Origin of the sequence: Rhodobacter calidifons, from assembly GCF_011174775.1 — a bacterium.
GTDB classification, from domain to species: Bacteria; Pseudomonadota; Alphaproteobacteria; order Rhodobacterales; family Rhodobacteraceae; genus Tabrizicola; species Tabrizicola calidifons.
On record NZ_JAANHS010000003.1, the window covers coordinates 198729 to 224284 of the forward strand.

24 protein-coding genes and 2 pseudogenes are annotated in these 25556 nt (G+C 67.4%); 20 read left to right on the forward strand and 6 right to left on the reverse strand.

Annotated features, from left to right (window positions below; genetic code table 11):
- Positions 1-86: 86 nt before the first annotated feature.
- The 5 genes and pseudogenes from G8O29_RS05830 to G8O29_RS05850 all read left to right on the forward strand — a co-directional run bounded on the left by G8O29_RS05830 (position 87) and on the right by G8O29_RS05850 (position 4646).
- Complete coding sequence (locus tag G8O29_RS05830) at positions 87-1187, forward strand: ABC transporter permease (protein WP_166402298.1); 1101 nt, start codon at positions 87-89, stop codon at positions 1185-1187.
- Positions 1187-1985, forward strand: a pseudogene (locus G8O29_RS05835) (ABC transporter permease). The gene G8O29_RS05830 and the pseudogene G8O29_RS05835 overlap by 1 nt, the downstream one beginning before the upstream one ends.
- A gap of 98 nt (positions 1986-2083) precedes the next feature.
- Entirely contained in the window at positions 2084-2887 is an 804-nt protein-coding gene (locus G8O29_RS05840) for a purine-nucleoside phosphorylase (RefSeq protein ID WP_166402448.1), read from the forward strand.
- An 83-nt stretch (positions 2888-2970) separates the two neighbouring features.
- Positions 2971-3891 carry a sulfite exporter TauE/SafE family protein gene (locus G8O29_RS05845; RefSeq protein WP_166402299.1) on the forward strand — a complete coding sequence of 307 codons (921 nt, stop codon included), beginning with the start codon at positions 2971-2973 and terminating at the stop codon, positions 3889-3891.
- A complete protein-coding gene (locus tag G8O29_RS05850) occupies positions 3888-4646 on the forward strand; it encodes a TIGR02186 family protein (RefSeq protein WP_166402300.1) in 759 nt (252 codons plus the stop codon). Before G8O29_RS05845 ends, G8O29_RS05850 begins: the two co-directional genes overlap by 4 nt.
- 92 nt (positions 4647-4738) lie before the next feature.
- Here the strand turns inward: G8O29_RS05850 and G8O29_RS05855 are convergent, their stop codons facing one another.
- Complete coding sequence (locus G8O29_RS05855; protein WP_166402301.1) at positions 4739-4993, reverse strand: accessory factor UbiK family protein; 255 nt, start codon at positions 4991-4993, stop codon at positions 4739-4741.
- A 144-nt stretch (positions 4994-5137) separates the two neighbouring features.
- Here G8O29_RS05855 and lgt point away from each other — a divergent pair, with 144 nt between their 5' ends.
- The 4 genes from lgt (at position 5138) to G8O29_RS05875 (ending at position 8121) form a co-directional block, all read left to right on the forward strand.
- Entirely contained in the window at positions 5138-6007 is an 870-nt protein-coding gene (lgt, locus tag G8O29_RS05860; RefSeq protein WP_437440798.1) for a prolipoprotein diacylglyceryl transferase, read from the forward strand.
- Positions 6004-7056, forward strand: a complete 1053-nt coding sequence (locus G8O29_RS05865) for a class I SAM-dependent methyltransferase (protein WP_166402303.1) — start codon at positions 6004-6006, stop codon at positions 7054-7056. Before lgt ends, G8O29_RS05865 begins: the two co-directional genes overlap by 4 nt.
- On the forward strand, positions 7056-7814 hold the full coding sequence (pgeF, locus tag G8O29_RS05870; protein ID WP_166402304.1) for a peptidoglycan editing factor PgeF: 759 nt from the start codon (positions 7056-7058) through the stop codon (positions 7812-7814). Before G8O29_RS05865 ends, pgeF begins: the two co-directional genes overlap by 1 nt.
- Positions 7815-7926: 112 nt before the next feature.
- Complete coding sequence (locus tag G8O29_RS05875; protein ID WP_166402305.1) at positions 7927-8121, forward strand: hypothetical protein; 195 nt, start codon at positions 7927-7929, stop codon at positions 8119-8121.
- Positions 8122-8124: 3 nt separating this feature from the next.
- Here the strand turns inward: G8O29_RS05875 and G8O29_RS05880 are convergent, their stop codons facing one another.
- Positions 8125-8625 (reverse strand): Lrp/AsnC family transcriptional regulator, encoded by a 501-nt coding sequence (locus G8O29_RS05880; protein WP_166402306.1) that lies wholly within the window; start codon positions 8623-8625, stop codon positions 8125-8127.
- A gap of 177 nt (positions 8626-8802) precedes the next feature.
- On the opposite strand from G8O29_RS05880, the gene trxB reads away from it, so the two are divergent.
- On the forward strand, positions 8803-9741 hold the full coding sequence (gene trxB, locus G8O29_RS05885) for a thioredoxin-disulfide reductase (RefSeq protein ID WP_166402449.1): 939 nt from the start codon (positions 8803-8805) through the stop codon (positions 9739-9741).
- Between the two features lie 159 nt (positions 9742-9900).
- Here trxB and G8O29_RS05890 read toward each other — a convergent pair whose 3' ends face one another.
- Positions 9901-10950: an ABC transporter ATP-binding protein gene (locus G8O29_RS05890; protein ID WP_166402307.1), complete on the reverse strand. Its 1050-nt coding sequence runs from the start codon at positions 10948-10950 to the stop codon at positions 9901-9903.
- Positions 10951-10968: 18 nt separating this feature from the next.
- On the reverse strand, positions 10969-11754 hold the full coding sequence (locus G8O29_RS05895; protein WP_166402308.1) for an IclR family transcriptional regulator: 786 nt from the start codon (positions 11752-11754) through the stop codon (positions 10969-10971).
- A 105-nt stretch (positions 11755-11859) separates the two neighbouring features.
- On the opposite strand from G8O29_RS05895, the gene G8O29_RS05900 reads away from it, so the two are divergent.
- The 8 genes from G8O29_RS05900 to G8O29_RS05935 are packed head-to-tail and all read left to right on the forward strand — an operon-like array spanning position 11860 to position 19938.
- Entirely contained in the window at positions 11860-13110 is a 1251-nt protein-coding gene (locus tag G8O29_RS05900; protein ID WP_166402309.1) for an ABC transporter substrate-binding protein, read from the forward strand.
- A gap of 58 nt (positions 13111-13168) precedes the next feature.
- A complete protein-coding gene (locus tag G8O29_RS05905; protein WP_242678920.1) occupies positions 13169-14086 on the forward strand; it encodes a carbohydrate ABC transporter permease in 918 nt (305 codons plus the stop codon).
- Position 14087: 1 nt separating this feature from the next.
- Complete coding sequence (locus G8O29_RS05910) at positions 14088-14933, forward strand: carbohydrate ABC transporter permease (RefSeq protein WP_166402310.1); 846 nt, start codon at positions 14088-14090, stop codon at positions 14931-14933.
- Positions 14930-15697 (forward strand): SDR family NAD(P)-dependent oxidoreductase, encoded by a 768-nt coding sequence (locus G8O29_RS05915; protein ID WP_166402311.1) that lies wholly within the window; start codon positions 14930-14932, stop codon positions 15695-15697. Before G8O29_RS05910 ends, G8O29_RS05915 begins: the two co-directional genes overlap by 4 nt.
- Positions 15694-16605, forward strand: coding sequence for a 2-dehydro-3-deoxygalactonokinase (locus tag G8O29_RS05920; RefSeq protein ID WP_166402312.1), 912 nt, complete (start codon positions 15694-15696; stop codon positions 16603-16605). Before G8O29_RS05915 ends, G8O29_RS05920 begins: the two co-directional genes overlap by 4 nt.
- On the forward strand, positions 16602-17207 hold the full coding sequence (locus tag G8O29_RS05925; protein WP_166402313.1) for a 2-dehydro-3-deoxy-6-phosphogalactonate aldolase: 606 nt from the start codon (positions 16602-16604) through the stop codon (positions 17205-17207). Before G8O29_RS05920 ends, G8O29_RS05925 begins: the two co-directional genes overlap by 4 nt.
- Positions 17204-18040, forward strand: a complete 837-nt coding sequence (locus G8O29_RS05930) for an SMP-30/gluconolactonase/LRE family protein (protein ID WP_166402314.1) — start codon at positions 17204-17206, stop codon at positions 18038-18040. The genes G8O29_RS05925 and G8O29_RS05930 overlap by 4 nt, the downstream gene beginning before the upstream one ends.
- Complete coding sequence (locus G8O29_RS05935) at positions 18037-19938, forward strand: beta-galactosidase (RefSeq protein ID WP_166402315.1); 1902 nt, start codon at positions 18037-18039, stop codon at positions 19936-19938. The genes G8O29_RS05930 and G8O29_RS05935 overlap by 4 nt, the downstream gene beginning before the upstream one ends.
- A gap of 31 nt (positions 19939-19969) precedes the next feature.
- Here G8O29_RS05935 and G8O29_RS05940 read toward each other — a convergent pair whose 3' ends face one another.
- Complete coding sequence (locus tag G8O29_RS05940) at positions 19970-21580, reverse strand: alpha-amylase family glycosyl hydrolase (RefSeq protein ID WP_166402316.1); 1611 nt, start codon at positions 21578-21580, stop codon at positions 19970-19972.
- Between the two features lie 230 nt (positions 21581-21810).
- On the opposite strand from G8O29_RS05940, the gene G8O29_RS05945 reads away from it, so the two are divergent.
- A complete protein-coding gene (locus G8O29_RS05945) occupies positions 21811-23046 on the forward strand; it encodes an MFS transporter (protein WP_166402317.1) in 1236 nt (411 codons plus the stop codon).
- Between the two features lie 62 nt (positions 23047-23108).
- Here the strand turns inward: G8O29_RS05945 and G8O29_RS05950 are convergent.
- Positions 23109-24155 (reverse strand): annotated as a pseudogene (locus G8O29_RS05950) (DUF4424 family protein).
- Between the two features lie 165 nt (positions 24156-24320).
- On the opposite strand from G8O29_RS05950, the gene G8O29_RS05960 reads away from it, so the two are divergent.
- Positions 24321-25490, forward strand: coding sequence for an MFS transporter (locus G8O29_RS05960; RefSeq protein WP_166402320.1), 1170 nt, complete (start codon positions 24321-24323; stop codon positions 25488-25490).
- The last annotated feature ends 66 nt before the right edge of the window (positions 25491-25556 follow it).

Genomic DNA, 25556 nt, shown 5'->3' on the forward strand with positions numbered 1-25556 from the left:
GGAGCGTCCGGGCACCTCCCTCCTCCCGCCGTGGGGGAGGGATGGGGTGGGGGGGCCGCCCCCCGTTCATTCTGGAGGGCCGCCTGATGGACCGTTTGCCACGCTGGGCCGATGTGGCCCTTGTCCCCTTCGTGTCGCTGACGCTGGCCGCGATCATCTCGGCCCTGGTCATCGTCGCCATCGGCCAGGACCCGTGGGAGGCGATCACGGTGATGGTCAAGGGATCGGTGATGAACGCCTACGGCTGGGGCTACACGCTTTACTACGCGACCAGTTTCATCTTCACCGGGCTGGCGGTGACCGTGGCCTTCCACGCGGGCCTGTTCAACATCGGCGGCGAGGGACAGGCGCAGCTGGGGGGTCTTGGCGTCGCGCTGACGCTGCTGTTCATCCCCTGGCCGCACTGGACGATCGCGCTGGTCGCGGCCTCGCTGGGGGCGGCGCTGTTCGGGGCGGCCTGGGCGGCGATCCCGGCCTATCTTCAGGCGAAACGCGGCAGCCATATCGTCATCACCACGATCATGTTCAACTACATCGCGGCCAGCCTGATGATCTTCATGCTGGTCGATGTGCTGCGCCCCCCCGGCAAGATGGACCCGGCCACGGCGAACTTCCCGCCCGCGACGCATCTGCCGAGTTTCAACGAGATTCCGGGCCTGAACGCGATCTTCACCAGCGGCGTGCCCGCCAACGTCACCTTCTTCATCGCTTTGGCGATGGCGGTGGTGGTCTGGCTTCTGTTGTGGCGCACGCGGCTGGGCTACCAGATCCGCGCCTTCGGCAAGTCGGAACCCGCCGCGCGCTATGCCGGGATCAATCCGACCAAGATCATCATGATCGCCATGCTGATTTCCGGGGGCCTTGCCGGGCTGATGGCGATCAACAACGTGATGGGTGAAGCCGAACGCCTGCTGGGCAACTCGGCCTCGGGCGCGGGGTTCATCGGCATCGCGGTGGCGCTGATGGGGCGGAACCATCCCATCGGCGTGGTGCTGGCGGCGCTGCTGTTCGGCTTCCTGTTCCAGGGCGGGGCCGAGCTGGGCCTCTGGACCAAGATCCCGATCGAGTTGCGCACCGTGGTGCAGGGTCTGGTGATCCTGTTCACCGGAGCGCTGGACATGATGGTGCGGATGCTTCTGGTGCGCATCTTCGCCCTGTTCCGCACGTCCAGACTGGAGGCCGCGTGATGGATTACGCAACGCTGCTGCAACTGCTCGATTCCACCCTGCGGCTTGCAACGCCGCTCTTGCTGGCCTGCCTTGCCGGGCTTTACTCGGAACGGTCTGGCGTCTTCGACATCGGGCTGGAAGGCAAGATGCTGGTGGCCGCGATGTGCGCGGGCGCGGTGGCCTTCTACAGCGGCTCGGCCTGGGTGGGCGCGCTGGCGGGGATCGGCGGCTCGCTGATCTTTGCGCTGATCCATGGGGTCACCTCGATCACCTTTCGCGGCAACCAGCTGATCGCTGGGGTGGCGCTGAACTTCCTGGCCTCGGGGCTGACGGTGCTGACGGCGCAGGCGCTGTTCGGCCAGGGCGGGCGCACGCCGCCCCTGACCGGAGCGGCGCGGTTCGGCGAGCTGACCCTGCCCTTCGCCGAGGCCCTGCGCCCGGTGCCGGTGATCGGGCCGCTTTATGCCGAGGTGATCTCGGGCCATTCGGTGCTGGTCTACATGGCCTTCGCCATCGTCGCGCTGACCTGGTTCGTGCTTTACCGCACACGTTACGGCCTGCGCCTGCGCGCGGTCGGGGAAAACCCGGCCGCCGTCGATACCGCCGGGGTCAGCGTGGTGGGCCTGTCTGCTGTTCGGCTTCTTCCAGGCGCTGGCGACGCGGCCGGACATTGTGGAAGGGATCGTGCGGGTGAAGGTGCCGGTGTCCTTCATCGAGGCCCTGCCCTACATCCTGACCGTCATCGTGCTGGCCGGCTTCATCGGCAAGGCGATCCCGCCCCGCGCGGGCGGCGAGCCCTATGTGAAGGAACGCTGACACTTCGACGAAAATCGTCTTTCTCTTCCGCAGATATCCCACGGGGGGTGCGGGGGGTGCGAAACCCCCCGCTTCTCCGGCCAGCCAGAGGCGACCCGATGTCCGATGCCGAAACCCTTGTCCGCCTGATCCGCGCCCGTTCGGGGGATGCCCCTGTAGCCCTGGGCCTTATCCTCGGCTCGGGCCTTGGCCATCTGGCCCATGCGGTGGATGGCGTTGCCATTCCCTACGCCGACCTGCCCGGCTTCCCGCATGTGGGCGTATCGGGCCACAATCCGAACCTGCACATCGGCAGGCTGGAGGGTGTCCGCGTCGCAGTCTTCGGCGCGCGCGAGCACTATTATGAAAGCGGCAATCCTCGGGCGATGCTGCTCCCGTTGCAGGTGCTGAAGGCGCTTGGCGCGGAAAGCCTGATCCTGACCAATGCGGCGGGGTCGATGCGGCCTGACGTGCCGCCGGGGAGCGTCATGCTTCTGTCCGACCACATCAACTTTTCCGGCCTGAACCCCTTGATCGGCGAAAAGACCGATGCGCGTTTCGTGCCGATGACCGATGCCCACGACCCCGCCCTGCGCGAGGCCCTGAAGGCCGCCGCGACCTCCGAGGGGATCGACCTGCCGGAAGGCGTCTATTGCTGGTATTCCGGCCCCTCCTTCGAGACCCCGGCAGAGATCCGGATGCTGAAGCTGCTGGGCGGCGATGCGGTCGGCATGTCCACCGTGCCCGAGGTGATCCTGGCGCGGTTCCTGGGGCTGAGGGTCGCGGCGATCTCCACCATAACCAACATGGCCGCCGGCATGTCGGACGAAAGGATCAGCCACGAGCACACCAAGACCATGGCGCCCCTGGGTGCGGCAAAACTGGAACGCATCCTGAGGGAATTCCTGCGCTCACGGCATTGAGACGACTGGAGGTTTGACTTCGCCGGCAAAGCCAAGCAACCCTTTGATGATCCCGCCGCTTTCGCCCGGAATGGGCCGCCCCGATGCAGCTTTACCTCCCCATCGCCGAGGTCTCGGTCAATGCCTTCCTCATCCTGGGGCTGGGCGGGATCGTGGGGTTCCTGTCGGGCATGTTCGGCGTCGGCGGCGGGTTCCTGATCACGCCGCTTCTCTTCTTCATCGGCGTCCCGCCCGCCGTCGCCGTGGCCACGGGCGCAAATCAGGTGGTCGCCTCGTCGATCTCGGGTGTCCTGGCACAGCTGCGCCGCAAGGGCGTGGACTTCACCATGGGGACGGTGCTGCTGGTCGGGGGGGTGATCGGCTCGGCGATCGGGGTCTGGATCTTCGCCTGGATGACCCGGCGCGGGCAGGTCGATCTGTTCGTGCAACTGTCCTATGTGATCTTCCTCGGCCTGATCGGCGCGATGATGTTCCAGGAAAGCCTGCGCAGCCTCTTGCAGTCGCGCAAAAGCGGCGGGGCCCCCATCCGCCGCGCCCATGTCCATTCCTGGGTGCATGGCCTGCCGTTCAAGATGAAGTTCCGCGCCAGCGGTCTTTACATCAGCGTGATCCCGCCCCTGTTGATCGGCGCCTCGGTCGGCGTCCTGTCGGCCATCATGGGGGTGGGCGGCGGGTTCATCCTGGTGCCGGCGATGATCTACCTTCTGGGCATGCCCACCAAGGTCGTGATCGGCACCTCGTTGTTCCAGATCATCTTCGTCACCGCCTTCACCACCGTCATGCATGCCGTCACCAGCCAGACGGTGGACATGCTTCTGGCGCTGCTTCTGATCCTTGGCGGCGTGGTCGGGGCACAGATCGGCACGCGGGTCGGCGTAAGGCTGAAGGCCGAACAGCTGCGCATCCTGCTGTCCCTGCTTGTGCTTACGGTGTCGCTGCGGATCGCCATCGACCTGCTGGTCATGCCGTCCGAGCTCTATTCGGTCGCCGGAGTGCTGCCATGATCCGCGCGGTGGCCCTTTACCTGCTGCTGGCCCTGCCGGCCGCCGCGCAAGAGGTGATCGTCGCCGGGCTGAGCCAGAACCGCGTCTCGATCACCGCGGATTTCGACGGGTCCGAGATCCTGATCTATGGCGCGGTCAAGCGCGAGGCGCCGCCGCCGGAAGGCGGGCCGATCGAGGTCATCATCACGGTCGAAGGCCCCTCCACCCCCGTTGCCGTACGCCGCAAGGGGCGCGTCGCGGGGATCTGGGTCAACACCGCCTCGGTCCGGATCGACAGCGCGCCCAGCTTCTATGCCGTCGCCTCGACCGGACCGCTGCGGCACATCCTGTCGGACACCGAGAACCTGCGCCACGGCATCACCATCGACAGGGTGATCCGCGCGATCGGCATCTCGGCCGAAGCCGACAGGTCCGGCGAATTCGTCGAGGCGCTGATGCGTGTGCGGACAGGGGAAGGGCGCTACCGCGTGCTGGAAGGCAAGGTCGAACTGACCGAGGACACGCTGTTCCGCACCGACATCGTGCTGCCCTCGAACCTGACCGAGGGCGAATACAAGGTGCGGCTGTTCCTGCTGCGCGCCAAGCAGGTGATCGCCAGCCAGGAACGGGTGATCGGCGTGCGCAAGGAAGGGCTGGAGCGGTTCCTCTTCAATCTGGCGCAGGAGCGGCCGTTGATCTATGGCCTGCTGTCACTGGTTCTGGCCGCCGTGGCCGGATGGGGCGCCTCGACGGCCTTCCGGCTGATGCGGGCCTGACGCCTCCTCGTGCGACTACCTGTCCTGGTCGGTTGCCGCGGCGAGCGGGGACGAAGGCACCGACGAGCGGAGCCGCCGCGCCGGTCGGCCGGTCACGTCTTCCCTGCCAGCGCCGCCTCCAGCGCCGCGATCCGCGCCTCCAGCGCCGCGTTCTCCTCGCGCGCCTTCTGCGCCATGGCGCGGACGGCGTCGAATTCCTCGCGCGTCACGAAGTCGCGGTCGGCCAGCCAGCGGTCCACCCAGCTTCTGAACGCGGTCTCGGCCTCGGTCCGGGCACCCTGGGCGACGCCCATCGCATTGGTCATGAGCTGGCTCATGTCGTCGAAGAACTTGTTGCGGGACTGCATCTGGCCACCTCCTGGCTTTACACCCTATATGGTCCCGACCGGGCACGAGGACAAGGCGAACCGCCGGGGTCGCGCCCGGGGGTGGCGCGGTTGACTTCCCCAGCCCCGCCCGCGACAAGCGGGGCCAAAGCGATGAGGGCCCGAATGATCCCCTTTCCCGACCTTTCGCCGAATCTCTTCGAGATCGAGCTGTTCGGCTTCACCCTGGCGCTGCGCTGGTATGCGCTGGCCTATATCGTGGGAATCCTCTTCGGCTGGTGGATCGTGCTGCGCGCCATCCGCAGCCCGCGGCTGTGGCAGGGCGCCGCGCCGATGGTGCCGGAACAGGTGGAACGCCTGCTGACCTGGATCATCCTGGGCGTGATCCTGGGCGGGCGCCTCGGCTATGTGCTGTTCTACGATCTGCCGACCTACCTGGCCGACCCCTTGCAGATCGTGAAGGTCTGGGAAGGCGGCATGTCCTTCCACGGCGGTTTCCTGGGCGTCGTCGTCGCCGCGCTGTGGTTCGGCCGGCGCGAGGGGATCCCGCTTCTGTCGCTGGGCGACCTGCTGGCGCTGGCCACGCCCCTGGGCCTGATGCTGGGCCGGCTGGCGAACTTCGTCAATGCCGAGCTCTGGGGCCGCCCGACCACCCTGCCCTGGGGGGTGATCTTCCCGGGCGAGGCCGCGCAATACTGCCCGGGGGTCGAGGGCCTGTGCGCCCGCCATCCAAGCCAGCTTTACCAGGCCGGGCTGGAGGGGCTGGTCCTGCTTCTGGTCCTCTTGTGGCTTGCCTTCCGCACCGGCGCGCTGAAGCGGCCGGGGCTGGTGATGGGCGTGTTCCTGGCCGGCTATGGCCTGGCGCGGTTCCTGGTGGAATTCGTCCGCCAGCCCGATGCGCAGTTCGTCAGCGAGGGCAATCCGATCGGCTGGGCGGTGCAGGTCGGGCAGGCCGGTCTGACCATGGGGCAGCTCCTGTCGCTGCCGATGATCGCCCTGGGCCTCTGGTTCGCCCTGCGCGCGCGAAGGCCATGACCCCCCTCGCCCGCCTGATCGCCGAGCGCATCCGCGAGACCGGGCCGATCAGCGTTGCCGACTACATGGCCGAATGTCTGCTGCATCCGGTCCATGGCTACTACGCCACCCGCGATCCGTTCGGCGCGGGCGGCGATTTCATCACCGCCCCCGAGATCAGCCAGATGTTCGGCGAGCTTTTCGGCCTGGCGCTGGCGCAGGCCTGGCTGGACCGGGGCGCGCCCACCCCCTTCACGCTGGCCGAAGCCGGCCCCGGCCGCGGCACGCTGATGGCCGACGCCTTGCGCGCGACGCGGGGCGTGCCCGGCTTTCATGCCGCCGCAAGGCTGGTGCTGGTCGAGGCCTCGCCGCATCTGCGGGCGGTGCAGGCCGAAAGGCTGGCCGGCCACCGCCCGGACTGGGTGAACCGGCTCGAGGATCTGCCGGAGGCGCCCCTGTTCCTGATCGCCAACGAATTCCTCGACGCGCTGCCCATCCGGCAGTTCCAGCACGGACCGCAGGGCTGGCGCGAGCGGCTGGTGGGCCTGGACGACAAGGGGCTGGCCTTCGGCCTGTCCGCGCCCCTGCCGCAGGTCCCCGATACCCCGGCCTTCCGCCATGCACCGGAAGGCGCGCTGGTCGAGGACAATCTGCCCGCCCGTCTGGCGGTGGCCGAGGTCGCACGCCGCATCGCACGGCATGGCGGGGTGGCCTGGTGGATCGACTACGGCGGCTGGCGGTCGCAGGGCGACACGTTGCAGGCGCTGCGCCGGCACCGGCCCGACGACCCGCTGGCCCATCCGGGCGAGGCCGACCTGACCGCCCATGTCGATTTCGAGCCGCTGGCCGCCCTGGCCCCGGCCTACGCCTATGACACGCAGGGGGCGGTGCTTGCCCGTCTGGGCATCGCCGCCCGCACCGAGCGGCTGGCGCAGGGACTGACGGGCGCGGCACTGGAGAGTCATCGTGCCGCGCATCGCCGCTTGACCGATCCGGCGGAAATGGGTTCGCTGTTCAAGGTGCTGGCCATCACCTCGGCCGGCGCCCCGCTGCCTCCGGGATTCGCCTGATGCCCTCGACGCTGGAAATCATCACCTCGGACGCGCTGGCGGCCCGCCATGGGTTCTTCACCCGCAAGGGCGGCGCCTCCTCGGGCATCTTCGCCGGGCTGAACTGCGGCACGGGATCATCGGACCAGACCGAGATCGTCGCGATCAACCGCGCGCGCGTGGCCGAGGCGATGGGGCTGGGGCCCGAGGCGCTGGTCACCGTGCATCAGGTCCATTCGGCCCGCGCCCTTGCCGTGACCGGCCCGCTGTCGATCCGCCCCGAGGCCGACGCCCTGGTCACCGCGACTCCGGGTGTGCTTCTGGCCGTGCTGACCGCCGATTGCCAGCCCGTGCTGTTCGCCGATCCCGAGGCGGGCGTGGTCGGCGCCGCCCATGCCGGGTGGCGCGGGTCGGTGGATGGCGTGCTGGAGGCGACCATCGACGCGATGGAGACGCTGGGCGCCCGCCGGTCGCGGATCACCGCCGTCATCGGACCGACGATCAGCCAGGCCGCCTACGAGGTCGGCCCCGAGTTCTTCGACCGCTTCCGCGCCGAGGACGAGGACAGCACCCGCTTCTTTGCGGGGGGGCCGGGGGACCGGCTGCTGTTCGATCTGCCGGGATACGGCCTGCATCGGCTGCGCAACGCAGGGGTGAAAACGGCAGAGTGGACCGGACATTGCACCTACCGCGATCCCGAGCGATTCTTTTCCTATCGCAGGACAACCCACGCCGGAGAGGCGGATTACGGGCGGCTCATTTCAACAATCAGGCTTTGATCCCGGGCAACGCGGCCTGAAAAAGCCCAGATTGCTGCACCGCGCTTCCCCAACCTTGCCGCAATCGCGCATCAGCATCTTTCGTGCAGGTTGAATAGCGCCGGGGATTGCGATGATCATCCAGATGAAGACCAAGCGCCGCTGGATCCTTTCGATCCTTGAAGCCGTGGGCGACGGGACCGACAGCCGCGTGCTGGCGCGCGCGACCGTGCGGCAGACCTCGGGCCGGACCGCGGTTGCGGGTCAGAAGGGCTTTGCCATGCGCCTGAAATCGGCGACCCGGCAGCTCAGCGACGCCGCCCGCTGAGGCTCAGGCGGATTTCGCCAGCCGCGCCTCCAGCACGTCGAAGGGCAGGCCGGGCTCGTCCTTGGCACAGCGGATCACCAGGCTGGTCTTGACGTTGGCGACATGATCGGCGCGTAGAAGCTCTTCGGTCAGGAAGCTTTGAAAGCTGGACAGATCGGGCGAGACGCATTTCAGGATGAAGTCGATCTCGCCGTTCAGCATGTGACATTCGCGGACAAGCGGCCAGGCCTTGCAGCGGGCCTCGAAGGCCGAAAGGTCCGCCTCGGCCTGTGAATCCAGCCGGACCATCGCGAAGACCTGGACCTCGAAGCCCAGTTCGCGGGCGTTGATGTCTGCGTGATAGCCGCGGATGTAGCCCTGTTCCTCCAGCACCCGCACCCGGCGCAGGCAGGGCGGAGCCGAAATGCCCACCCGACTGGCAAGCTCGACGTTGGTCATCCGGCCATCTGCCTGCAACTCGGCCAGAATCTGGCGGTCGATGGAATCCAGCTTGTGCGCGACCATGATGCCTCCTGTTCGCGACTTACTTACGCGCGGGGCCTGTCCGGCGCAATAATGTTTCAACCTGCCGCAAGAAAACCTTCCTCCGGCAAGTTCTGCGCGGGCGGCAATCCCGCGATGCAGGGGCTTTCCGCCTCTGCCCCGCGTGGCTATATCGGGGTCCGACAATTGGGGGACGACATGGGCGACACGCGGCATACACGGGTTCTGATCATCGGCTCCGGCCCGGCGGGCTATACGGCGGCGGTCTATTCGGCCCGCGCGATGCTGAACCCGATCCTGATCCAGGGCTTGCAGCCCGGTGGCCAGCTGACCATCACGACCGAGGTGGAAAACTGGCCTGGCGACCATTCGGTACAGGGGCCGGACCTGATGGCGCGGATGGAGGAACATGCCCGCGCGATGGGGGCCGAGGTGATCTCGGACTACATCACCAGTCTGGACCTGTCGCAGCGGCCCTTCGTGGCGGCGGCGGACAGCGGGACGACCTATACGGCAGACGCGGTGATCCTGGCAACGGGGGCGCAGGCCAAGTGGCTGGGGCTGCCGAGCGAGGAGAAGTTCAAGGGCTTCGGCGTGTCGGCCTGCGCGACCTGCGACGGCTTCTTCTATCGCGGGAAAGAGGTCGTGGTGATCGGGGGCGGCAATACGGCCGTGGAAGAGGCGCTGTTCCTGACCAACTTCGCGTCGAAGGTGACGGTGGTGCATCGGCGGGACACGTTCCGGGCCGAGAAGATCATGCAGGACCGGCTGTTCAGGAACCCGAAGATCGCGGTGGTCTGGGATACGGAAGTGACGGAGATCCTGGGGACCGAGGCCCCCTTGGGGGTGACGGGGGTGCGGGTCAGGAATGTGAAGACGGGGGCCGAGTCGGTCATCCCCTGCGACGGATTCTTCGTGGCCATCGGGCATGCGCCGGCGTCAGAGCTGGTGAAGGACCAGCTGCCCCTGCATTCGGGGGGCTATGTGGTGGTGGAGCCCGGGTCCACCCGGACGGCGATCCCCGGGGTCTTCGCGGCGGGGGACCTGACGGACCACATCTACCGGCAGGCGGTGACGAGTGCCGGGATGGGCTGCATGGCGGCGCTGGATGCCGAGAAGTTCCTGGCGGGGCACTAGGGGCGCACCACGCGTGGTCAGCCTTGCGGGTCGTTGAAAATCAATGCGTTGGCTGCGGGCGTTCAGCGTTCGTTAACCGGCGGCTCCTCATTCGCCTTCGGCTTCCCGTCGCTTGGGGCCTGGCGAGGAGGAGCCGAAGGCGAACGACGAGCGATATGGCTAGCGCAGCCGCAGGCCGTCCTTGTCGAACAGCATCGCGTCCCGGACGTCGAAGCTGAGGCCCACCATCGCGCCCGGCTCCAGGCTCACCTGATCATGACGTTCCACGATCAGCTTTTCGCCCGAGGGCGCGGAAAGGTGGACATAGGACACCCCGCCCAGAGCCTCGGTCAGCTCCACCCGGTGCGTGTCGCCGGGGCCGATCTTCAGGTGCTGCGGACGCAGGCCGACGGTCACTTCGGCGCCCTTCGCGGGAAGCGCGACAGAGGTCGCCACCTGGCCAAGGCCCCGGGTTGCCACCGACCCGGCCTCGGCCACCCCGGCCACGAAGTTCATCGCCGGACTGCCGATGAAGCCCGCCACAAAGCGGTTGTCGGGGTTGTTGTAAAGGTCGAGCGGCTTGCCGACCTGTTCGATCCGTCCCGCGCGCAGCACCACGATCTTGTCGGCGAGCGTCATCGCCTCGACCTGGTCATGGGTGACGTAGATCATCGTCGCCCCGATTTCGCGGTGGAGCCTGGCGATCTCCACCCGCATCTCCACCCGCAACTCGGCGTCGAGGTTGGAAAGCGGTTCGTCGAACAGGAACACCTCCGGCCCGCGGACGATGGCGCGGCCGATGGCGACGCGCTGGCGCTGGCCGCCCGAGAGCGCCTTGGGCTTGCGGTCCAGAAGCGGCTCCAGCTTCAGGATGCGGGCGGCCTCGGCGACCTTGCGGTCGATCTCGGCCCGGGGATGGCCGGTCATCTTCAGACCGAAACCCATGTTTTCCGCCACCGTCATGTGGGGATAAAGAGCATAGGTCTGGAACACCATCGCGACGCCCCGTTCCGAGGGGTCGATATAGGTCACGTCCCGCGCGCCGATGCGGATGCTGCCGGAGCTTGTCTCCTCCAGCCCCGCGATCATCCGCAGCAGCGTCGATTTCCCGCAGCCCGAGGGGCCGACGAAAACGCAGAACTCGCCGTCCTCCACCGTCAGGTTGACCCCGTGGATCACCTGCACGTCGCCAAAGCGCTTGACGACACCTTCCAGCGTCACTCCCGTCATGGGTTTTCCTTCCCCCGTTCAAACCTGTTCCGGAAAGCGCCAGCTTTCCGCTTCCGCAGCGATCTTCGCCGCGATGTCCCTGATCCTTGGCGCCAGCGTCCCCAGTGCGTCCAAAGTCGTCCGCGCCGTGGTCGAAGTGATCGACAAGGCCCCCATCGCCCGGCCCTGACGCGAGAGAATCGGGACGGCGCAGCAGATGATTCCCGCCTCGTGTTCCTCCCGGTCCCAGGCATGGCCACGTTTCCGAATCGCCTCCAGCTCCTCCAGCAGCGCCTCGCGCGAGGCGAGGGTGTGGGGCGTGAAGCGGTGGAAGGACTGGCGGGCGAGCGCCGCCTCCAGCGCCTCGGGCGGCAGGAACGCAAGCATCGCCTTGCCCACCCCGGTGCAGTAGGCCGGGCCGACCTTGCCGGCCTGGGCGAACATCTCGACCGGCCGGGCGGCGTTGCGTTTGTCCACATAGAGGACCTGGCCGAGATCGAGCTGGGCCAGATGGATCGTCTCGCCGGTTTCGCGTGCCAGTTCATCGAGATAGGGCCGCGCGATCGGGGCGAGCGAGGATTGCGACCAGGCGGCATGCGCCAGCCGGACAAGCCGGACGCCAAGTGCATAGGTGCCGGTGTCGGGGTCGAGCGTCAGCATTCCCTGATGCGTCAGGGTCTGCAACAGGCGGTAGAGCGTGGCCTTGGGATAGGCCGATTGCGTCAGCAGATCGGAGAAGCGCACGGGGCGGCCATGGCGGGCCACCATGTCCAGGACATCCAGCGCCTTGCCCACCGTGCCGTCGGCATTTCCCTCTGCCCCCATCGTCCCCTCCCCGGAACGTCGTTGTTGACAGGATAGAGGATAGCCGACATAGTTTTCAATATTCAAGACTAAGTTTCAAATAGTGAAACCAAACGGGAGGAAACCATGGTTCACAAACTGACGGGCGCTGTGACGCTCGGGGCGGCGCTCATGCTGTCCACTTCGGCCTTCGCGCAGCAGCGCGTCGTTACCTGGAATGCGGACTACGACCCGATTCCGCTGGCCGCGGCCGAGGCCCTGATCGCCGATTTCGAGGCCGCGAACCCCGACATCGACGTTCAGATGACCAACTTCGACCACGAAGCCTACAAGAACGCGATCCGCAACTTCCTGACCGCGAACCCGCCGGATCTGGCCAACTGGTATGCCGCGAACCGGATGCGGCCCTTCGTGGAAGCCGGGCTGTTTGCCGATATCTCGGACGTCTGGGAAGAGAACGGGCTGAAGGAGGCGCTGGCCTCGTCGGTGTCCTCGGCCTCGATCGACGGCAAGTTCTACGCCATCCCCTACACCTATTATCAGTGGGGCATCTACTACAACCGCGACGCCTACAAGGCGGCGGGGGTCGAGGTGCCGGGGCCGGAAGGCGTGACCTGGGATCAGTTCCTGGCCAACTGCGAGAAGTTCAAGGCGGCAGGCATCGACTGCGTGACCACGGGCTCGTCGGCGCTGTGGCCGGTGGCGGGGATCTTCGACTATGTGTCGATGCGTACCAACGGCTACCAGTTCCACAGCGATCTGGCGGCGGGCAAGGTCAGCTGGACCTCGCCGGAAGTGGCGGCGGTGTTCGACAACTTCGGCAAGCTGCAACCTTACGTCACCGAGAACCATGCCGCGATCGACTGGCAGGATGCGGCGGCTCTCTTGGTGCAGGGCAAGGCTGCGAACTACGTGATGGGCAACTTCGCCGTCGGCGTCTTCAAGGAAGGCGGGATGACGAACGACAACCTGGGCTTCATGGTGTTCCCGGAGATCACCCCCGGCATCCCGCGGGCCGAGGAAGCGCCGACCGACACGATCCACCTGACCTCGGGCGCGAAGAACCCCGAGGATGCGAAGAAGTTCCTGGCCTACATGGCCAGCGCCGAGGCGCAGTCGAAGTGGAACACGGCGGTGGGCCAGCTGCCCACGAACAAGAACGCGAGTGTTCCGGCGGATGACCCGTTCCTGGTGGCCGGGTTCGAGGCGCTGTCCACCGCGACGGGCGGCATCGCCCAGTTCTGGGACCGCGACGCGGATGCCGAATATGCCAAGGTCGGCATGGAAGGCTTCCAGCAGTTCCTGGTGCAGCCCGAACAGCGCGAGGCGATCCTGGCGCGGCTGGAACAGGCCCGCACGCGGCTTTATCCGCAGTAAGCTGATTCTGGCGCCCTCCGTTCGCGGGGGGCGCCTTTTCGTTTTCCGGGGGGGGAACATGGCAGAGGCAGCTTCGACACCACGGCGCTGGACGCAGAGGACGGTGGCCCCATGGCTGTTCCTTGCGCCGGGTCTGTTCATGTTCACGGTCTATGTGCTGTGGCCCATCGTCGAAAGCGTGACGCTGTCGTTCTACGACTGGAACGGGCTTTACGACCGGGACGGCAACTTCACCGGGCGTTTTGTCGGCATGGGGAACTACCGGGAACTGATGACCGACCCGGCCTTCACCACCAGCCTGTGGAACAACCTGAAATGGCTGGTCCTCTACATGCTGGCGCTGCCGGCGGGGCTGTTCATCGCGATCTTCCTGAACCAGACCGTTAGGGGCATTCGTCTCTACAAGTCCCTGTTCTTCTTTCCCTTCGTCATCAGCCAGGTCGTCGTCGGCCTGATCTTCAGCTGGTTCTACGCGCCGAACTTCGGGCTGTTCTACAAGCTGATCGAATCCATCACCGGCAAGGGGGTCGCGGTGCTGGCCGATCCGAACCTCGTGACCTACGGCATCATCGCCGCGGGCCTCTGGCCGCAGATCGCCTATGTGATGATCCTGTATCTCACCGGCCTGAACAACGTCGCCCCCGACCAGATCGAGGCGGCACGGCTGGACGGGGCCAAGGGCTGGCGGATGCTGTGGTATGTGGTGCTGCCGCAGTTGCGCCCGGCCACGTTCATCGCGGTGATCGTGACTGTGATCGGCGCGCTGCGGTCGTTCGACCTGGTGTCGATCATGACGAACGGCGGGCCGTTCGGGTCGTCCCGCGTGCTGTCCTACTACATGTTCGAGATGGCGCTCGGCGAATACGGCTTCCGCATGGGCTATGGCGCGGCGATTGCCGTGGTGCTGTTCGCCATCATGATGATCTTCATTTCGGGCTTCATCTGGAAGATGTGGCGCGACGAGAGGGAGCGCTGAGATGTTTCCGCGTCCGATCCAGAAATCCTCGCCCGTCGCGCAGTGGGTCTACACCATCGCCCTGCCCGTGGCGCTGATCCTGTGGCTGTTCCCGCTGCTCGGTGTCGCCCTCACCTCGCTGCGCCCGGCCTCGGACCTGGCGCAGGGCAACTACTTCGGCATGCCCTCCGGCATCGCCTGGGAGAACTACGTCTTCATCTTCACCAAGACGCCTATCGGCAAGTACATGGTGAACTCGCTGTGGGTGACGATCCCCACGGTGATCGGCGCGGTCAGCCTGTCGCTGATGACCGGGTTCGCGCTGGCGGTCTACGGGTTCCGGGCGAACATCCTGGTGTTCTTCATGTTCGTGGCGGGGAACTTCGTCCCGTTCCAGATCCTGATGGTCCCGGTCCGCGACATGACGCTGAATTTGGGCATGTACAACACCTGGTATGGGCTCGCGCTGTTCCACATCGCGTTCCAGACCGGGTTCTGCACCCTGTTCATGCGCAACTTCATCAAGGCGCTGCCGTTTGAACTGATCGAGGCGGCAAGGGTGGAAGGCGTCAGCGAATGGCGCATCTTCTGGTATATCGTGCTGCCGCTGATGCGGCCCGCCATCGCGGCGCTGTCGGTGCTGGTCTTCACCTTCATCTGGAACGATTTCTTCTGGGCCACCGTGCTGACGCAAGGTGTGGACAGCCAGCCGATCACGGCGGGGCTGTCCAGCCTCAACGGCCAGTGGATCGCGCAATGGCATCTGGTCAGCGCCGGATCGATCCTTGCGGCCCTGCCGCCGGTGGCGATGTTCTTCCTGATGCAGAAGCACTTCATCGCCGGCCTGACGCTGGGGGCGGTGAAATGACCGAAGGTGCCACGTTCCCCGACCTGCGCGGCGCGTCGGTCTTCATCACCGGAGGCGGGTCGGGTATCGGCGCGGCCCTGACCGAGGCCTTCCTGCGCCAGGGCGCAAAGGTGGCCTTCTGCCAGCGGTCGGATGCCACGCCATTCTGCGATGCGATGGAGGCCGCCACCGGCAATCGGCCCCTGTTCCTGCCCTGCGACATCTCTGTCACCGACCAGTTGCAACTGACGCTGGCGACGGCCGCAAAGGTGCACGGGGACATCACCGTCCTGGTGAACAACGCCGCGAACGACACACGCCACGAGACGCTGAAAACCGATCAGGCCTTCTGGGACTGGTCGATGGCGGTGAACCTGCGGTCGTATTTCTTTGCCTGCCAGTCGGTGATTCCGGGGATGAAGGCGGCGGGCGGCGGGTCGATCATCAACTTCTCCTCGATCAGCTTCATGATGGCCGACAAGGGCTATGCCGCCTACATCACCGCCAATGCCGGGATCGTCGGGCTGACCCGGACGCTGGCGCGCGAGTTCGGCCCCGATCGCATCCGCGTCAACGCCATCGCGCCCGGCTGGGTGCTGACCGAACGGCAGAAAGAGCTTTGGGTCACCCCCGAGGCCCTGTCCGCCCATCTGGCCCGCCAGTGTCTGCCCGACCCGATCCAGCCCGAGGACATGGCGGGCGCGGTCCTGTTCCTGGCCTCGAACGCTTCGCGCATGATGACCTCGCAGACCCTGGTGCTGGACGGAGGGTTCATCTCGTCATGACCGAAACCGAGACGCCGGACTGGATCGCCGTCGACTGGGGCACGTCGAACCTGCGCGCCTTTGCCATGTCGGCGGATGGGCGTGTGCTGGCCGAGGCGTCGTCGGACGACGGCATGGGGAAACTGACGCGCGACGGGTTCGAGCCCGCATTACTGCGTCTGATCGCGCCCTGGCTGGAGGGTCGGCCGTCGGTCATCGCCTGCGGCATGGTGGGCAGCCGTCAGGGCTGGTGCGAGGCGCCCTATCGCGCCGTGCCCTGCACGCCGCTTGATCCGGCCGCGCTGGTCATGGCGCCGACGACCGATCCGCGGCTGCGGGTCAGCATCGCGCCGGGGCTGAAGCAGATCCGGCCCGCCGACGTGATGCGCGGCGAGGAGACCCAGATCGCCGGGGCGCTGCACCTGATGCCGGGCTATGACGGTGTGCTGTGCCTGCCCGGAACCCATTCCAAATGGGCGCACATCAGCGCGGGCGAGGTGGTCAGTTTCCAGACCTTCATGACCGGCGAGATGTTCGCGCTGCTGTCCGAATCCTCGGTCCTGCGGCATGGAATGCAGGGCGGGGGCTGGGACGATGCGGCCTTCGATGGGGCCGTGGCAGATGCGCTGTCGCGGCCGGAACGGCTGGGCGCGCGGCTGTTCTCCCTGCGTGCCGAGGGGCTGATCGCGGGGCTGTCGGCGGCGGCAGCGCGGGCACGGCTGTCGGGCCTTCTGATCGGGACGGAACTCGCGGCAGCCCGGCCCTACTGGCTGGGCCAGCGCGTGACGCTGATCGGGGCCGAGACCCTGTCGGCGGCCTATGCCCGCGCGCTGGCGGCGCAGGGCGTGGCCGCACAGCGCCTGCCCGCCACCGACTGCACTCTGGCCGGGCTTGCCTCGCTGATCCGGCAGACCGAGAGGACCAGATGACCCATCGCAACCTGATCGCCATCCTGCGCGGGATCACCCCGCCCGAGGCCGCCGAAGCCGCGCGCGCTCTGGTCGCGGCGGGGATCACCCGGATCGAGGTGCCGTTGAACTCGCCCGATCCGTTCGCGTCCATCGCGGCGATGGTGGCCGCCGTGCCGGGGGCCGAAATCGGCGCGGGGACGGTGCTGACGGTCGAGGAGGTCGCCCGTGTCAAGGCGGCGGGCGGGACGCTGGTCGTGTCTCCGAACGCGGATGTCGAGGTGATCCGGGCGACGGTGGCGGCGGGCATGGCCTCCTGGCCGGGGGTGATGACGCCGACCGAGTGTTTCGCGGCGATCAGGGCGGGGGCAACGGGGCTGAAGCTGTTCCCCGGCAGTCTGATCGGGCCCGAGGGGCTGAAGGCGATCCGCGCAGTGCTGCCGAAGGACCTGCCGGTCTATGCCGTGGGCGGGGCGGGGCCTGCGAACTTTGCCGATTGGGCGAAGGCGGGGGCGCAGGGGTTCGGGATCGGGACGGCGCTTTATACGCCGGGCCTGTCCACCGCCGAGATCGCCTCACGCGCCAAGGCCATCGTGGCTGCCTATGACGAGGTGTTCGCATGATCTTCGATGCACGCCCGTGCGAGTTGGGCGAGGGGCCGCTGTGGCACCCGGTTCGTGAACAACTGTTCTGGTTCGACATCCTGAACCGGACTCTTCATTCGCAATCCCGGTCCTGGACCTTCGCGGACTATGTCTCTGCGGCAGGCTGGATCAGCGCGGAGGAGCTGCTGGTGGCCTGCGAGACGGGTCTCTTCCGGCTGAACCTGTCCTCTGGCGAGCGGACCGCCGTGGCAGAGGCTGGCACGCCGGACACCCGGTCGAACGACGGCCGCGCGGATCGGCAGGGCGGGTTCTGGTTCGGGACGATGGGGAAAAGGGCCCAGAAGGGCGCGGGCGCGATCTGGCGCTGGTATCGGGGCGAGCTGCGCCAGCTGTTTCCCGGCATCACCATCCCGAACGCGATCTGCTTCACGCCGGACGGAAGGGCCGCGCATTTCGCCGATACGGCGACGGGCAAGGTGATGAAGGTCGCGCTGGACGCGGCGGGCTGGCCGGTGGGTGAGCCCGAGGTCTGGCTGGATCTGGAACGCGCAGGGCTGAACCCGGACGGGGCAGTGATCGACGCCGAGGGGCGCTTCTGGAATGCGCAGTGGGGCGCCGGGCGCGTGGCCTGCTACGCGCCGGACGGGGTGTTTCTGCATGCCGTGGAGACGCCGGGCGCGCCGCAATCGTCCTGCCCGGCCTTCGGCGGGCCGGACCTCTCGACGCTTTACGTCACCACCGCGCTGGAACACATGGACGCCGAGGCGCGGGCGCGGCACCCGGCCTCCGGCCAGCTTTTCGCCTTCCCCGGCGCGGGGAAAGGCCTTCCCGAACCGCAGGTCACCCTATGAAACGCACGCTTGGCGTCTGTTACTACCCCGAACATTGGCCCGAGGCGCAATGGGCCGAGGATGCCGCCCGCATGGCGCGGCTGGGCCTGACCTGGGTCCGCATCGGCGAGTTCGCCTGGAGCCGGATGGAGCCCGAGCCGGGCCGCCATGACTGGGGCTGGCTGGACCGGGCGATCGAGACGCTGGGCAAGCGCGGGTTGAAGGTGGTGCTGGGCACGCCCACGGCGACGCCGCCGCGCTGGATGCTGGAACGGCACCCGGACATGCTGGCGGTGGACCGGGAGGGGCGCGCGCGCGGCTTCGGCTCGCGGCGGCACTACGATTTCTCGCATCCGGGCTATCGGGCGGAATGCGCGCGGATCGTGACGGCCCTGGCGGAACGCTATGGCCGGAACCCCCATGTGGCGGCCTGGCAGACCGACAACGAATATGCCTGCCATGCGACGACGCTCAGCTATTCCGAGGCGGCAAAAGTGGCCTTCCAGGACTGGCTGGCGCAGAAATACCAGTCCCCCGACGCCTTGAACCGGGCCTGGGGCAACGTGTTCTGGTCGATGGAATACCGCGATTTCCGCGAGGTCGGCCTGCCGAACCTGACGGTGACCGAGCCGAACCCGAGCCATGTGATGGACTTCCGACGCTTTTCCAGCGATCAGGTGGTCAGCTTCAACCGGCTTCAGGTCGAGATCATCCGCCGCCACTCTGACGCGCCGATTGCCCACAACTACATGGGCGCGGTGACCGAGTTCGATCACTTCAGGGTCGGCGCCGATCTGGATATCGCAAGCTGGGACAGTTATCCGCTGGGCTTCCTGTCGGACCGGATCCCGGCAGAGCCCGAGCACAAGCGGCGCTTCGTGCGGCAGGGGGACCCGGATTTCCAGGCCTTCCACCATGACCTTTACCGCGCCGTGGGGCGGGGCCGCTGGTGGATCATGGAACAGCAGCCGGGCCCGGTGAACTGGGCGCCCTGGAACCCCGACCCGCTGCCCGGCATGGCCCGGCTCTGGGCCTGGGAGGCCTTCGCCCATGGCGCCGAGGCGGTCTGCTATTTCCGCTGGCGGCAGGCGCCCTTTGCGCAGGAACAGATGCATGCGGGCCTGCTGCGCCCCGACAGCGCCCCGGCGCAGGCCTTCGGCGAGGCCGAGCAGGTGGCGCGCGAGCTGGCCGCGATGCCGGACGCGGGCACGGCCAGGGCGGATGTCGCGCTGGTGTTCGATTACGAATCGGACTGGGCCTGGGAGATCCAGCCTCAGGGGCGCAGCTTCAGCTATTTCTGGCTGGTGTTCCACATCTACAAGGGGCTGCGGCGGCTGGGGCTGAACGTGGACATTCTGCCCCCCGATGCGGCGGACCTGTCGGGTTATCGGCTGGTGCTGGCCCCGGGGCTGTTCAGCCTGTCGGACAAGCTGAAGGCGGCGCTGGCGGCCTTCCAGGGCACCGCGATCCTGGGGCCGCGGACCAATTCCAGGACGCCGGACTTTGCCATTCCCGTCCCGCTGCCGCCCGCCCTGCCCGGACTGGATGCCGTGGTCGCGCGGGTCGAAAGCCTGCCGCCGGACGTGCCGGTGCCGCTGGCGCAAGGCGGCGCGCTGGTCAACTGGCGCGAGAAGCTCGAGGGCAATGCACAGACAGTCGAAGAGGCCGAGGACGGCTGGCCGGCGCTGGTCGCGGCGGGGAAGCTACACTATCTGGGCGGTTGGCCGGACGAGGTGGCGCTGACCCGCATCCTGCACCGCGCCTGCGCGGCGGAAGGAATCGAGACCGACCCGCTGCCCGAAGGACTGCGCCGCAGGGATACCGCGACGCACCGCTTCCTGTTCAACTACAACCCGGTTCCTGCCGAATGGGGTGGGGTGACGATCCCCCCGGCAGGGGTGTGGTGGACCGAAAGGTAGGGTGAGGGTCAACCCCACCCGACCGGGGACTTCAGTCGTGCACCGCAACCGTGCCGGTCACCGGCAGGAAGGCCGCCGCGTTCGGGCCAAGGGTCAGCCGGTCACCTTGCAGGACTGCGTGAAGCGACGGCCCGGTGGGTGCGCCGACGCCCGACACGGTCACCGACAAGGCCACCGGCGAGAGATTGAAGAGGCAGAGCAGCGCGCCTTCGCCCTCGCCCCGGACAAAGCCGAGGACCGGCTCACGCAGGTCGAGGAAGCGCGTCCTTCCGGTCCTGAGCGCCGCTGACCCTTTGCGGAAGGCCAGCGCCGCGCGGTAGTGTTCCAGCACCGAGCCCTGCGCGCCCGTCTGCCCGGCGACATGGCGGGCGGCCTGTTCCGCCTTCACCGGCAGCCAGGGCTTGCCGCTGGTGAAGCCCGCGTTCGGCGACGCGTCCCAGACCATCGGCGTGCGGGTGTTGTCGCGGCCGATGGGCTCGGGCCAGAAGTTGATGCCCTGCGGGTCGGTCAGTTCCTCGAAATCGAGGGGCGTGTCGGTCTGGCCCAGTTCCTCGCCCTGCCAGAGGCAGATCGAGCCCTCGAAGGACAGCAGCAGCGAAGCTGCCTGTTTCGCCAGATCCTCGGTGCTGGCCGCGTGTCTGGCCCAGCGCGTCGCATGGCGGACGACATCGTGGTTGGAAAAGGCCCACATCGGCCAGCCGTCGGGCGCGCCCTTGAAGAAGCCCTCGATCCGGTCACGGAAGAAGGTGGCGGAATAGTCGTAGCCCATCAGTTCGAAGGAATAGCACTGATGCAGCCGCCCCGGCGCGGTGTATTCGCCCATCATGCGGATCGCATGGTGGCTTTCGCCCATCTCGCCCACGCTTGCCGCGCCATAGTCGTCCAGCAGCCTGCGGATGCGTTCCAGCCAGGCCAGGTTCTCGGGCTGGTTCTTGTCGAACAGGTGATACTGCATCCCGTAGGGGTTGCCCTCGGGTTCCGGCTTGACCCGATAGTCGGCGCAATTGTCGCGCAGAAGCAGGTCGTGGAAGAAATAGTTGACGGTATCGAAGCGGAAGCCGTCCACCCCGCGTTCCAGCCAGAAGCGCATCGCCGAAAGCGCCCAGTCCTGGACGGCGGGGTTGTGGTAGTTGAGGTCGGGCTGCGCCGCCAGGAAGTTGTGCAGGTAATACTGCTTGCGCCGCGCGTCCCAGGCCCAGGCGGGCCCGCCGAAGACCGACAGCCAGTTGTTGGGCGGGGTGCCGTCATGCCGGGGATCTGCCCAGACATACCAGTCGGCCCTTGGGTTCACCCGGTCCTTGCGGCTTTCGACGAAAAAGGGGTGCTGGTCCGAGGTGTGGCTGAGCACCTGGTCGATGATGACCTTCAGCCCCAGATCATGAGCGCGCGCCACCAGCGCGTCGAAATCGGCCAGGGTGCCGAAGACCGGATCGACGTCGCAATAGTCGCTGACGTCATAGCCCATGTCCTTCATCGGGCTGCGGAAGAAGGGGGAGAGCCAGAGGGCGTCCACGCCCAGCGCCGCAAGATGGTCCAGCCGCCGGGTGATCCCGGGCAGGTCGCCCACCCCGTCGCCATTGTCATCCTGGAACGACCGGGGATAGACCTGATAGGTCACGGCGCCACGCCACCAGTCGGACATTCTTACCCCCAGTTATCCCGATGCCTGATCCGGCCATAGCGGCGGTCGGGTCGGCGCAAAAGTCCATAGCGGTTGCGATGCCCTTCCGCGTGCAGAATCCCCGCCCCTGCGGCACATCCGCAACGTCCTGCCCGCCAGACGGGCGCTGCCGGTCTGTAACGGTGACAATATCGCGGTTGACCCGTCCGGCCCTCGCGCGCACCTTGCCGGCCAGAGCCGGAGCGCCCTCGATGACCAAAGCCCCCCTGATCACCCCCGTGCTGATCGCCGGCTGCCTGATCCTGATGATCTCTTTCGCGATCCGGGCAAGCTTTGGCGTCTTCCAGATCCCGGTAGCCGCCGAATTCGGCTGGCTGCGGGCGGAGTTCTCGTTGGCCATCGCGATCCAGAACCTGGCCTGGGGCATCGGCCAGCCGCTGTTCGGCGCGCTGGCGGAACGCTTCGGCGACCGCAGGGCGATCATCCTGGGGGCGCTGATGTATGCGCTGGGGCTGGTGCTGTCCGCCTATGCGGTGACGCCCGGGCAGCATCAGCTGCTGGCGATCCTGGTCGGCTTCGGCATCGCCGGCACCGGGTTCGGCGTCATCCTGGCCATCGTCGGCCGCGCCGCCAGCCCCGAGAACCGCTCGATGGCGCTGGGGATCGCCACCGCAGCCGGGTCGGCAGGTCAGGTGTTCGGCGCGCCGACGGCCGAGTGGCTTTTGCAGAGCTACAGCTGGCAGAGCGTGTTCCTGATCTTCGCGGCCGTCATCCTGGCCACGCTGGCGGCCCTGCCCTTCCTGCGCAGCCCGAAGCTGGCGACGCGGGCCGAGCTGGAGGAAAGCATGGGCACGGTCCTGATCCGCGCCTTCCGCGATCCGTCCTACACGTTGATCTTCCTGGGCTTCTTTTCCTGCGGCTATCAGCTGGCCTTCATCACCGCGCATTTCCCGGCCTTCGTGACCGAGCTCTGTTCCCCCATCGACGCAGGGTCGATGCTGTCGAACATCGGCATCACCACGACCTCGGCGCTGGGGGCGGTATCGATTGCGGTGATCGGGCTGTTCAACATCGTCGGCACGCTGACGGCGGGCTGGCTGGGCAAGCGCCATACCAAGAAATACCTGCTGTTCTGGATCTATGTCGGCCGGACCATCGCGGCGGCGGCCTTCATCCTGATGCCGATCACCCCGGCCTCGGTCCTGATCTTCTCGGCGGTGATGGGGGCGCTTTGGCTGGCGACCGTGCCGCTGACCTCGGGGCTGGTCGCGCATATCTACGGCATCCGCTACATGGGGACGCTCTATGGCGTGGTATTCCTGAGCCACCAGATCGGCGGCTTTCTGGGGGTCTGGCTGGGGGGCCGGATGTATGACCTGAACGGCGACTATACGCTGGTCTGGTGGATCGGCGTCGGGGTCGGAGCCTTCAGTGCGCTGGTTCACCTGCCGATCCGGGAACGGCAGATGGTGGCGCAGGCGGCGTGACGGGCGGCTTCTCGTCGCGGGGCGCACGGGCGGGGTGCGCATCCGGTGCCGGGCAGGCGTCCTTAGTTCTGGGGCATCGGCTGGACGATCAGCACCTCGAGGTCGCGGTCCGGGACGTAGTTCGTCTTCTCGATCACGAAGGTGGTGGGTCCGGTCTTGCGGACCCCCTCGGCGCACAGCGAGATCACGTTCTTCGGATCGCCCTTGTCCAGCGTCAGGGTGAAGCGGCCGATGGGGCCGGCCCAGCTGTTCGCCGTGCGCAGGATGTACGAGATGTTCCAGCCGGTGCCGATATTGCCGAATTCAGCGCTGCCCGAGGCCTCGAGCGTCCTGGCGATCGCCTTCGAGGTGCCCTCGTCGATGCAATACTGATCCTTCAGGTGAAGCTGCCAGTCCTCGGGCGGGTGGGTCCAGTAGAACACCCCGCCGGGCGGGCGGTTGGTGTAGCTGTGGCTGATGCGGACCACTCCCCCGGCCGGGAAGGTCTGGGTCCAGTGATAGCGGGTGACGATGGCCCAGGTTCCCCAGACATCCGGCGGCAAGCCCTGCGCCGGATCGCCCGGGTAATACTCCGCCAGCCCCAGCGCCTCGACCTCGGCCCGCCGGTCCTGCGGCAGGGACAGCAGCGCCTCGCGCACCGCCACGAGGTCAAGCGTGAGCGGGATGCCCAGCCGGGCCAGATCGGCCGTCACGTCGCGACCAGGGTTGTCGTACTGGCGGGAGGGCGGGTTCTCCTCGTCGAAGCCCTCTTCGACCACCGCGATGCGGTCGATGGCGACCTGCACGGGCCGGCCGTCCACGGTGGCGGTGAAGCCGACGAGATCGGGCGAGGACAGGTCCTCGGGCAGGTTCATCGCCGCTTCATAGCCCGACCATACGCCGACGGGCGGCAGGGGGAAGATCACTTATCCAGTCACGTCCCGGTCGGTGAGATTGCGGAACACATAGTCCACGGTGATCCGGTCGAGGCCGATGAAAAGCCGTTCTTCCTCCATCGCGATGGCCTCGGTCTGACCGAAGGTCAGGCCGGTGGCGGAGAGGCCGCCGAAGCCGTCATTGGCGAAGGCGGGGGTCGCGGCAAGGCAGGCAGAGACAAGGACGAGGCGCATGGAAACCTCCGGGCGGACCACGACTATCTGACGCCGGATGGGGCAACCCTGCAAGCCCCGGAGCGACCGGAGTTTGCAAAACTCCGGACCGATTTCCGCCGGAAATCGGCCTTGCGCCGGGCGGAGAGGCTTGTCACAAGCGCCGGACGTCCCGAAAGGCCCCTCATGCGCATCGGCATCGCCGCCCTGATCCTCGCCTATGTCCTGAGCCAGTTCTACCGCGCCTTCCTGGCGGTGCTGGCGCCGGTGCTGACGCAGGATCTGGGGGTGACGGCGGCCGAGCTGGCCTCGGCCTCGGGCTGGTGGTTCCTGACCTTTGCGGCGATGCAGCTGCCGATCGGCGCCTGGCTTGACCGGGTGGGGCCGCGGCTGACCTCGGGCCTTCTGCTGGCGGTGGGGGCCGGAGGGGCGGTACTGTTCGCCGAGGCCACGGACGCAGGGCAGATCAAGCTGGCCATGGCGCTGATCGGGGTGGGCTGTGCGCCGGTCCTGATGGCAAGCTACTTCATCTTCGCCCGCCAGTTCGCGTCAGCCGCCTTCGGGACGCTGGCGGCCTTGACCCTGGGGATCGGCACGCTGGGCAATGTTGCCGCGTCGCTGCCCCTGTCCTGGGCGGTGACCGCCTTCGGCTGGCGCGAGACGGTGCTGGGCCTCGCTGCCATCACCGGCGCGGTGGCGCTGGCGATTCTCGCTCTGGTGCGGGATCCCGAACGGCTGGAGGGGGCGCGGCACGGGTCGCTGCTGGAGCTTCTGAGGATGCCCGCGCTCTGGCCGGTCCTCATCATGATGATGGTCTGCTATGCGCCCATCGCCGGGCTGCGGGGCCTGTGGATCGGGCCCTATCTGGCCGATGTGCACGGTGCGGATGCGCTGGAGATCGGGCGGATCAGCCTGTGGATGGGTCTGGCCATGGTGGCGGGCAATTTCGCCTATGGACCGCTGGACCGCTGGTTCCGCAGCCGCAAGCGGCTGGTGATCCTGGGCAATGCGGCGATGCTGGTCTGCCTGTTCGGGCTGTGGTGGTTCGCCGCCGCGCCGCCGATTGTGGCGGCGGGACTGCTGGTGGCTGCGGGCTTCTTCGGCGCAAGCTTTCCCATCGTTCTGGCACATGGGCGGGCCTTCGTGCCGGCGCATCTGACCGGGCGCGGCGTGACGCTGCTGAACCTGTTCGGGATCGCGCCCATCGGCATCGCCCAGATCGTGACCGGACGCCTGCATGCCGCAACCGAACCCGTCACCCCCGCCGCGCCTTATGAGGCGGTGTTCCTGTTCTTCGCCCTGACAACAGCGGCGGGTCTTGCCGTCTACCTCTGGTCACAGGACCGCAGGGGCTGAGCCCCGGCGGCCTTTCCGCCGACGAATCCGCTTTTCCCCGCGCGGGCCTTGCGCTAACAGCCGCCC

Bases quoted from the DNA above. Each gene is read 5' to 3' on its own strand.
- G8O29_RS05905 (WP_242678920.1), top strand. From the start codon at position 13,169: ATGGCAGAGGCAGCTTCGACACCACGGCGCTGGACGCAGAGGACGGTG.
- G8O29_RS05855 (WP_166402301.1), bottom strand. From the start codon at position 4,993: ATGCAGTCCCGCAACAAGTTCTTCGACGACATGAGCCAGCTCATGACC.
- lgt (WP_437440798.1), top strand. From the start codon at position 5,138: ATGATCCCCTTTCCCGACCTTTCGCCGAATCTCTTCGAGATCGAGCTG.
- G8O29_RS05940 (WP_166402316.1), bottom strand. From the start codon at position 21,580: ATGTCCGACTGGTGGCGTGGCGCCGTGACCTATCAGGTCTATCCCCGG.
- G8O29_RS05945 (WP_166402317.1), top strand. From the start codon at position 21,811: ATGACCAAAGCCCCCCTGATCACCCCCGTGCTGATCGCCGGCTGCCTG.
- G8O29_RS05845 (WP_166402299.1), top strand. From the start codon at position 2,971: ATGCAGCTTTACCTCCCCATCGCCGAGGTCTCGGTCAATGCCTTCCTC.
- G8O29_RS05900 (WP_166402309.1), top strand. From the start codon at position 11,860: ATGGTTCACAAACTGACGGGCGCTGTGACGCTCGGGGCGGCGCTCATG.
- G8O29_RS05915 (WP_166402311.1), top strand. From the start codon at position 14,930: ATGACCGAAGGTGCCACGTTCCCCGACCTGCGCGGCGCGTCGGTCTTC.
- G8O29_RS05830 (WP_166402298.1), top strand. From the start codon at position 87: ATGGACCGTTTGCCACGCTGGGCCGATGTGGCCCTTGTCCCCTTCGTG.
- G8O29_RS05930 (WP_166402314.1), top strand. From the start codon at position 17,204: ATGATCTTCGATGCACGCCCGTGCGAGTTGGGCGAGGGGCCGCTGTGG.
- G8O29_RS05935 (WP_166402315.1), top strand. From the start codon at position 18,037: ATGAAACGCACGCTTGGCGTCTGTTACTACCCCGAACATTGGCCCGAG.
- G8O29_RS05925 (WP_166402313.1), top strand. From the start codon at position 16,602: ATGACCCATCGCAACCTGATCGCCATCCTGCGCGGGATCACCCCGCCC.
- G8O29_RS05880 (WP_166402306.1), bottom strand. From the start codon at position 8,625: ATGGTCGCGCACAAGCTGGATTCCATCGACCGCCAGATTCTGGCCGAG.
- trxB (WP_166402449.1), top strand. From the start codon at position 8,803: ATGGGCGACACGCGGCATACACGGGTTCTGATCATCGGCTCCGGCCCG.
- G8O29_RS05910 (WP_166402310.1), top strand. From the start codon at position 14,088: ATGTTTCCGCGTCCGATCCAGAAATCCTCGCCCGTCGCGCAGTGGGTC.
- G8O29_RS05850 (WP_166402300.1), top strand. From the start codon at position 3,888: ATGATCCGCGCGGTGGCCCTTTACCTGCTGCTGGCCCTGCCGGCCGCC.
- G8O29_RS05890 (WP_166402307.1), bottom strand. From the start codon at position 10,950: ATGACGGGAGTGACGCTGGAAGGTGTCGTCAAGCGCTTTGGCGACGTG.
- G8O29_RS05920 (WP_166402312.1), top strand. From the start codon at position 15,694: ATGACCGAAACCGAGACGCCGGACTGGATCGCCGTCGACTGGGGCACG.
- G8O29_RS05895 (WP_166402308.1), bottom strand. From the start codon at position 11,754: ATGGGGGCAGAGGGAAATGCCGACGGCACGGTGGGCAAGGCGCTGGAT.
- G8O29_RS05875 (WP_166402305.1), top strand. From the start codon at position 7,927: ATGATCATCCAGATGAAGACCAAGCGCCGCTGGATCCTTTCGATCCTT.
- pgeF (WP_166402304.1), top strand. From the start codon at position 7,056: ATGCCCTCGACGCTGGAAATCATCACCTCGGACGCGCTGGCGGCCCGC.
- G8O29_RS05960 (WP_166402320.1), top strand. From the start codon at position 24,321: ATGCGCATCGGCATCGCCGCCCTGATCCTCGCCTATGTCCTGAGCCAG.
- G8O29_RS05840 (WP_166402448.1), top strand. From the start codon at position 2,084: ATGTCCGATGCCGAAACCCTTGTCCGCCTGATCCGCGCCCGTTCGGGG.
- G8O29_RS05865 (WP_166402303.1), top strand. From the start codon at position 6,004: ATGACCCCCCTCGCCCGCCTGATCGCCGAGCGCATCCGCGAGACCGGG.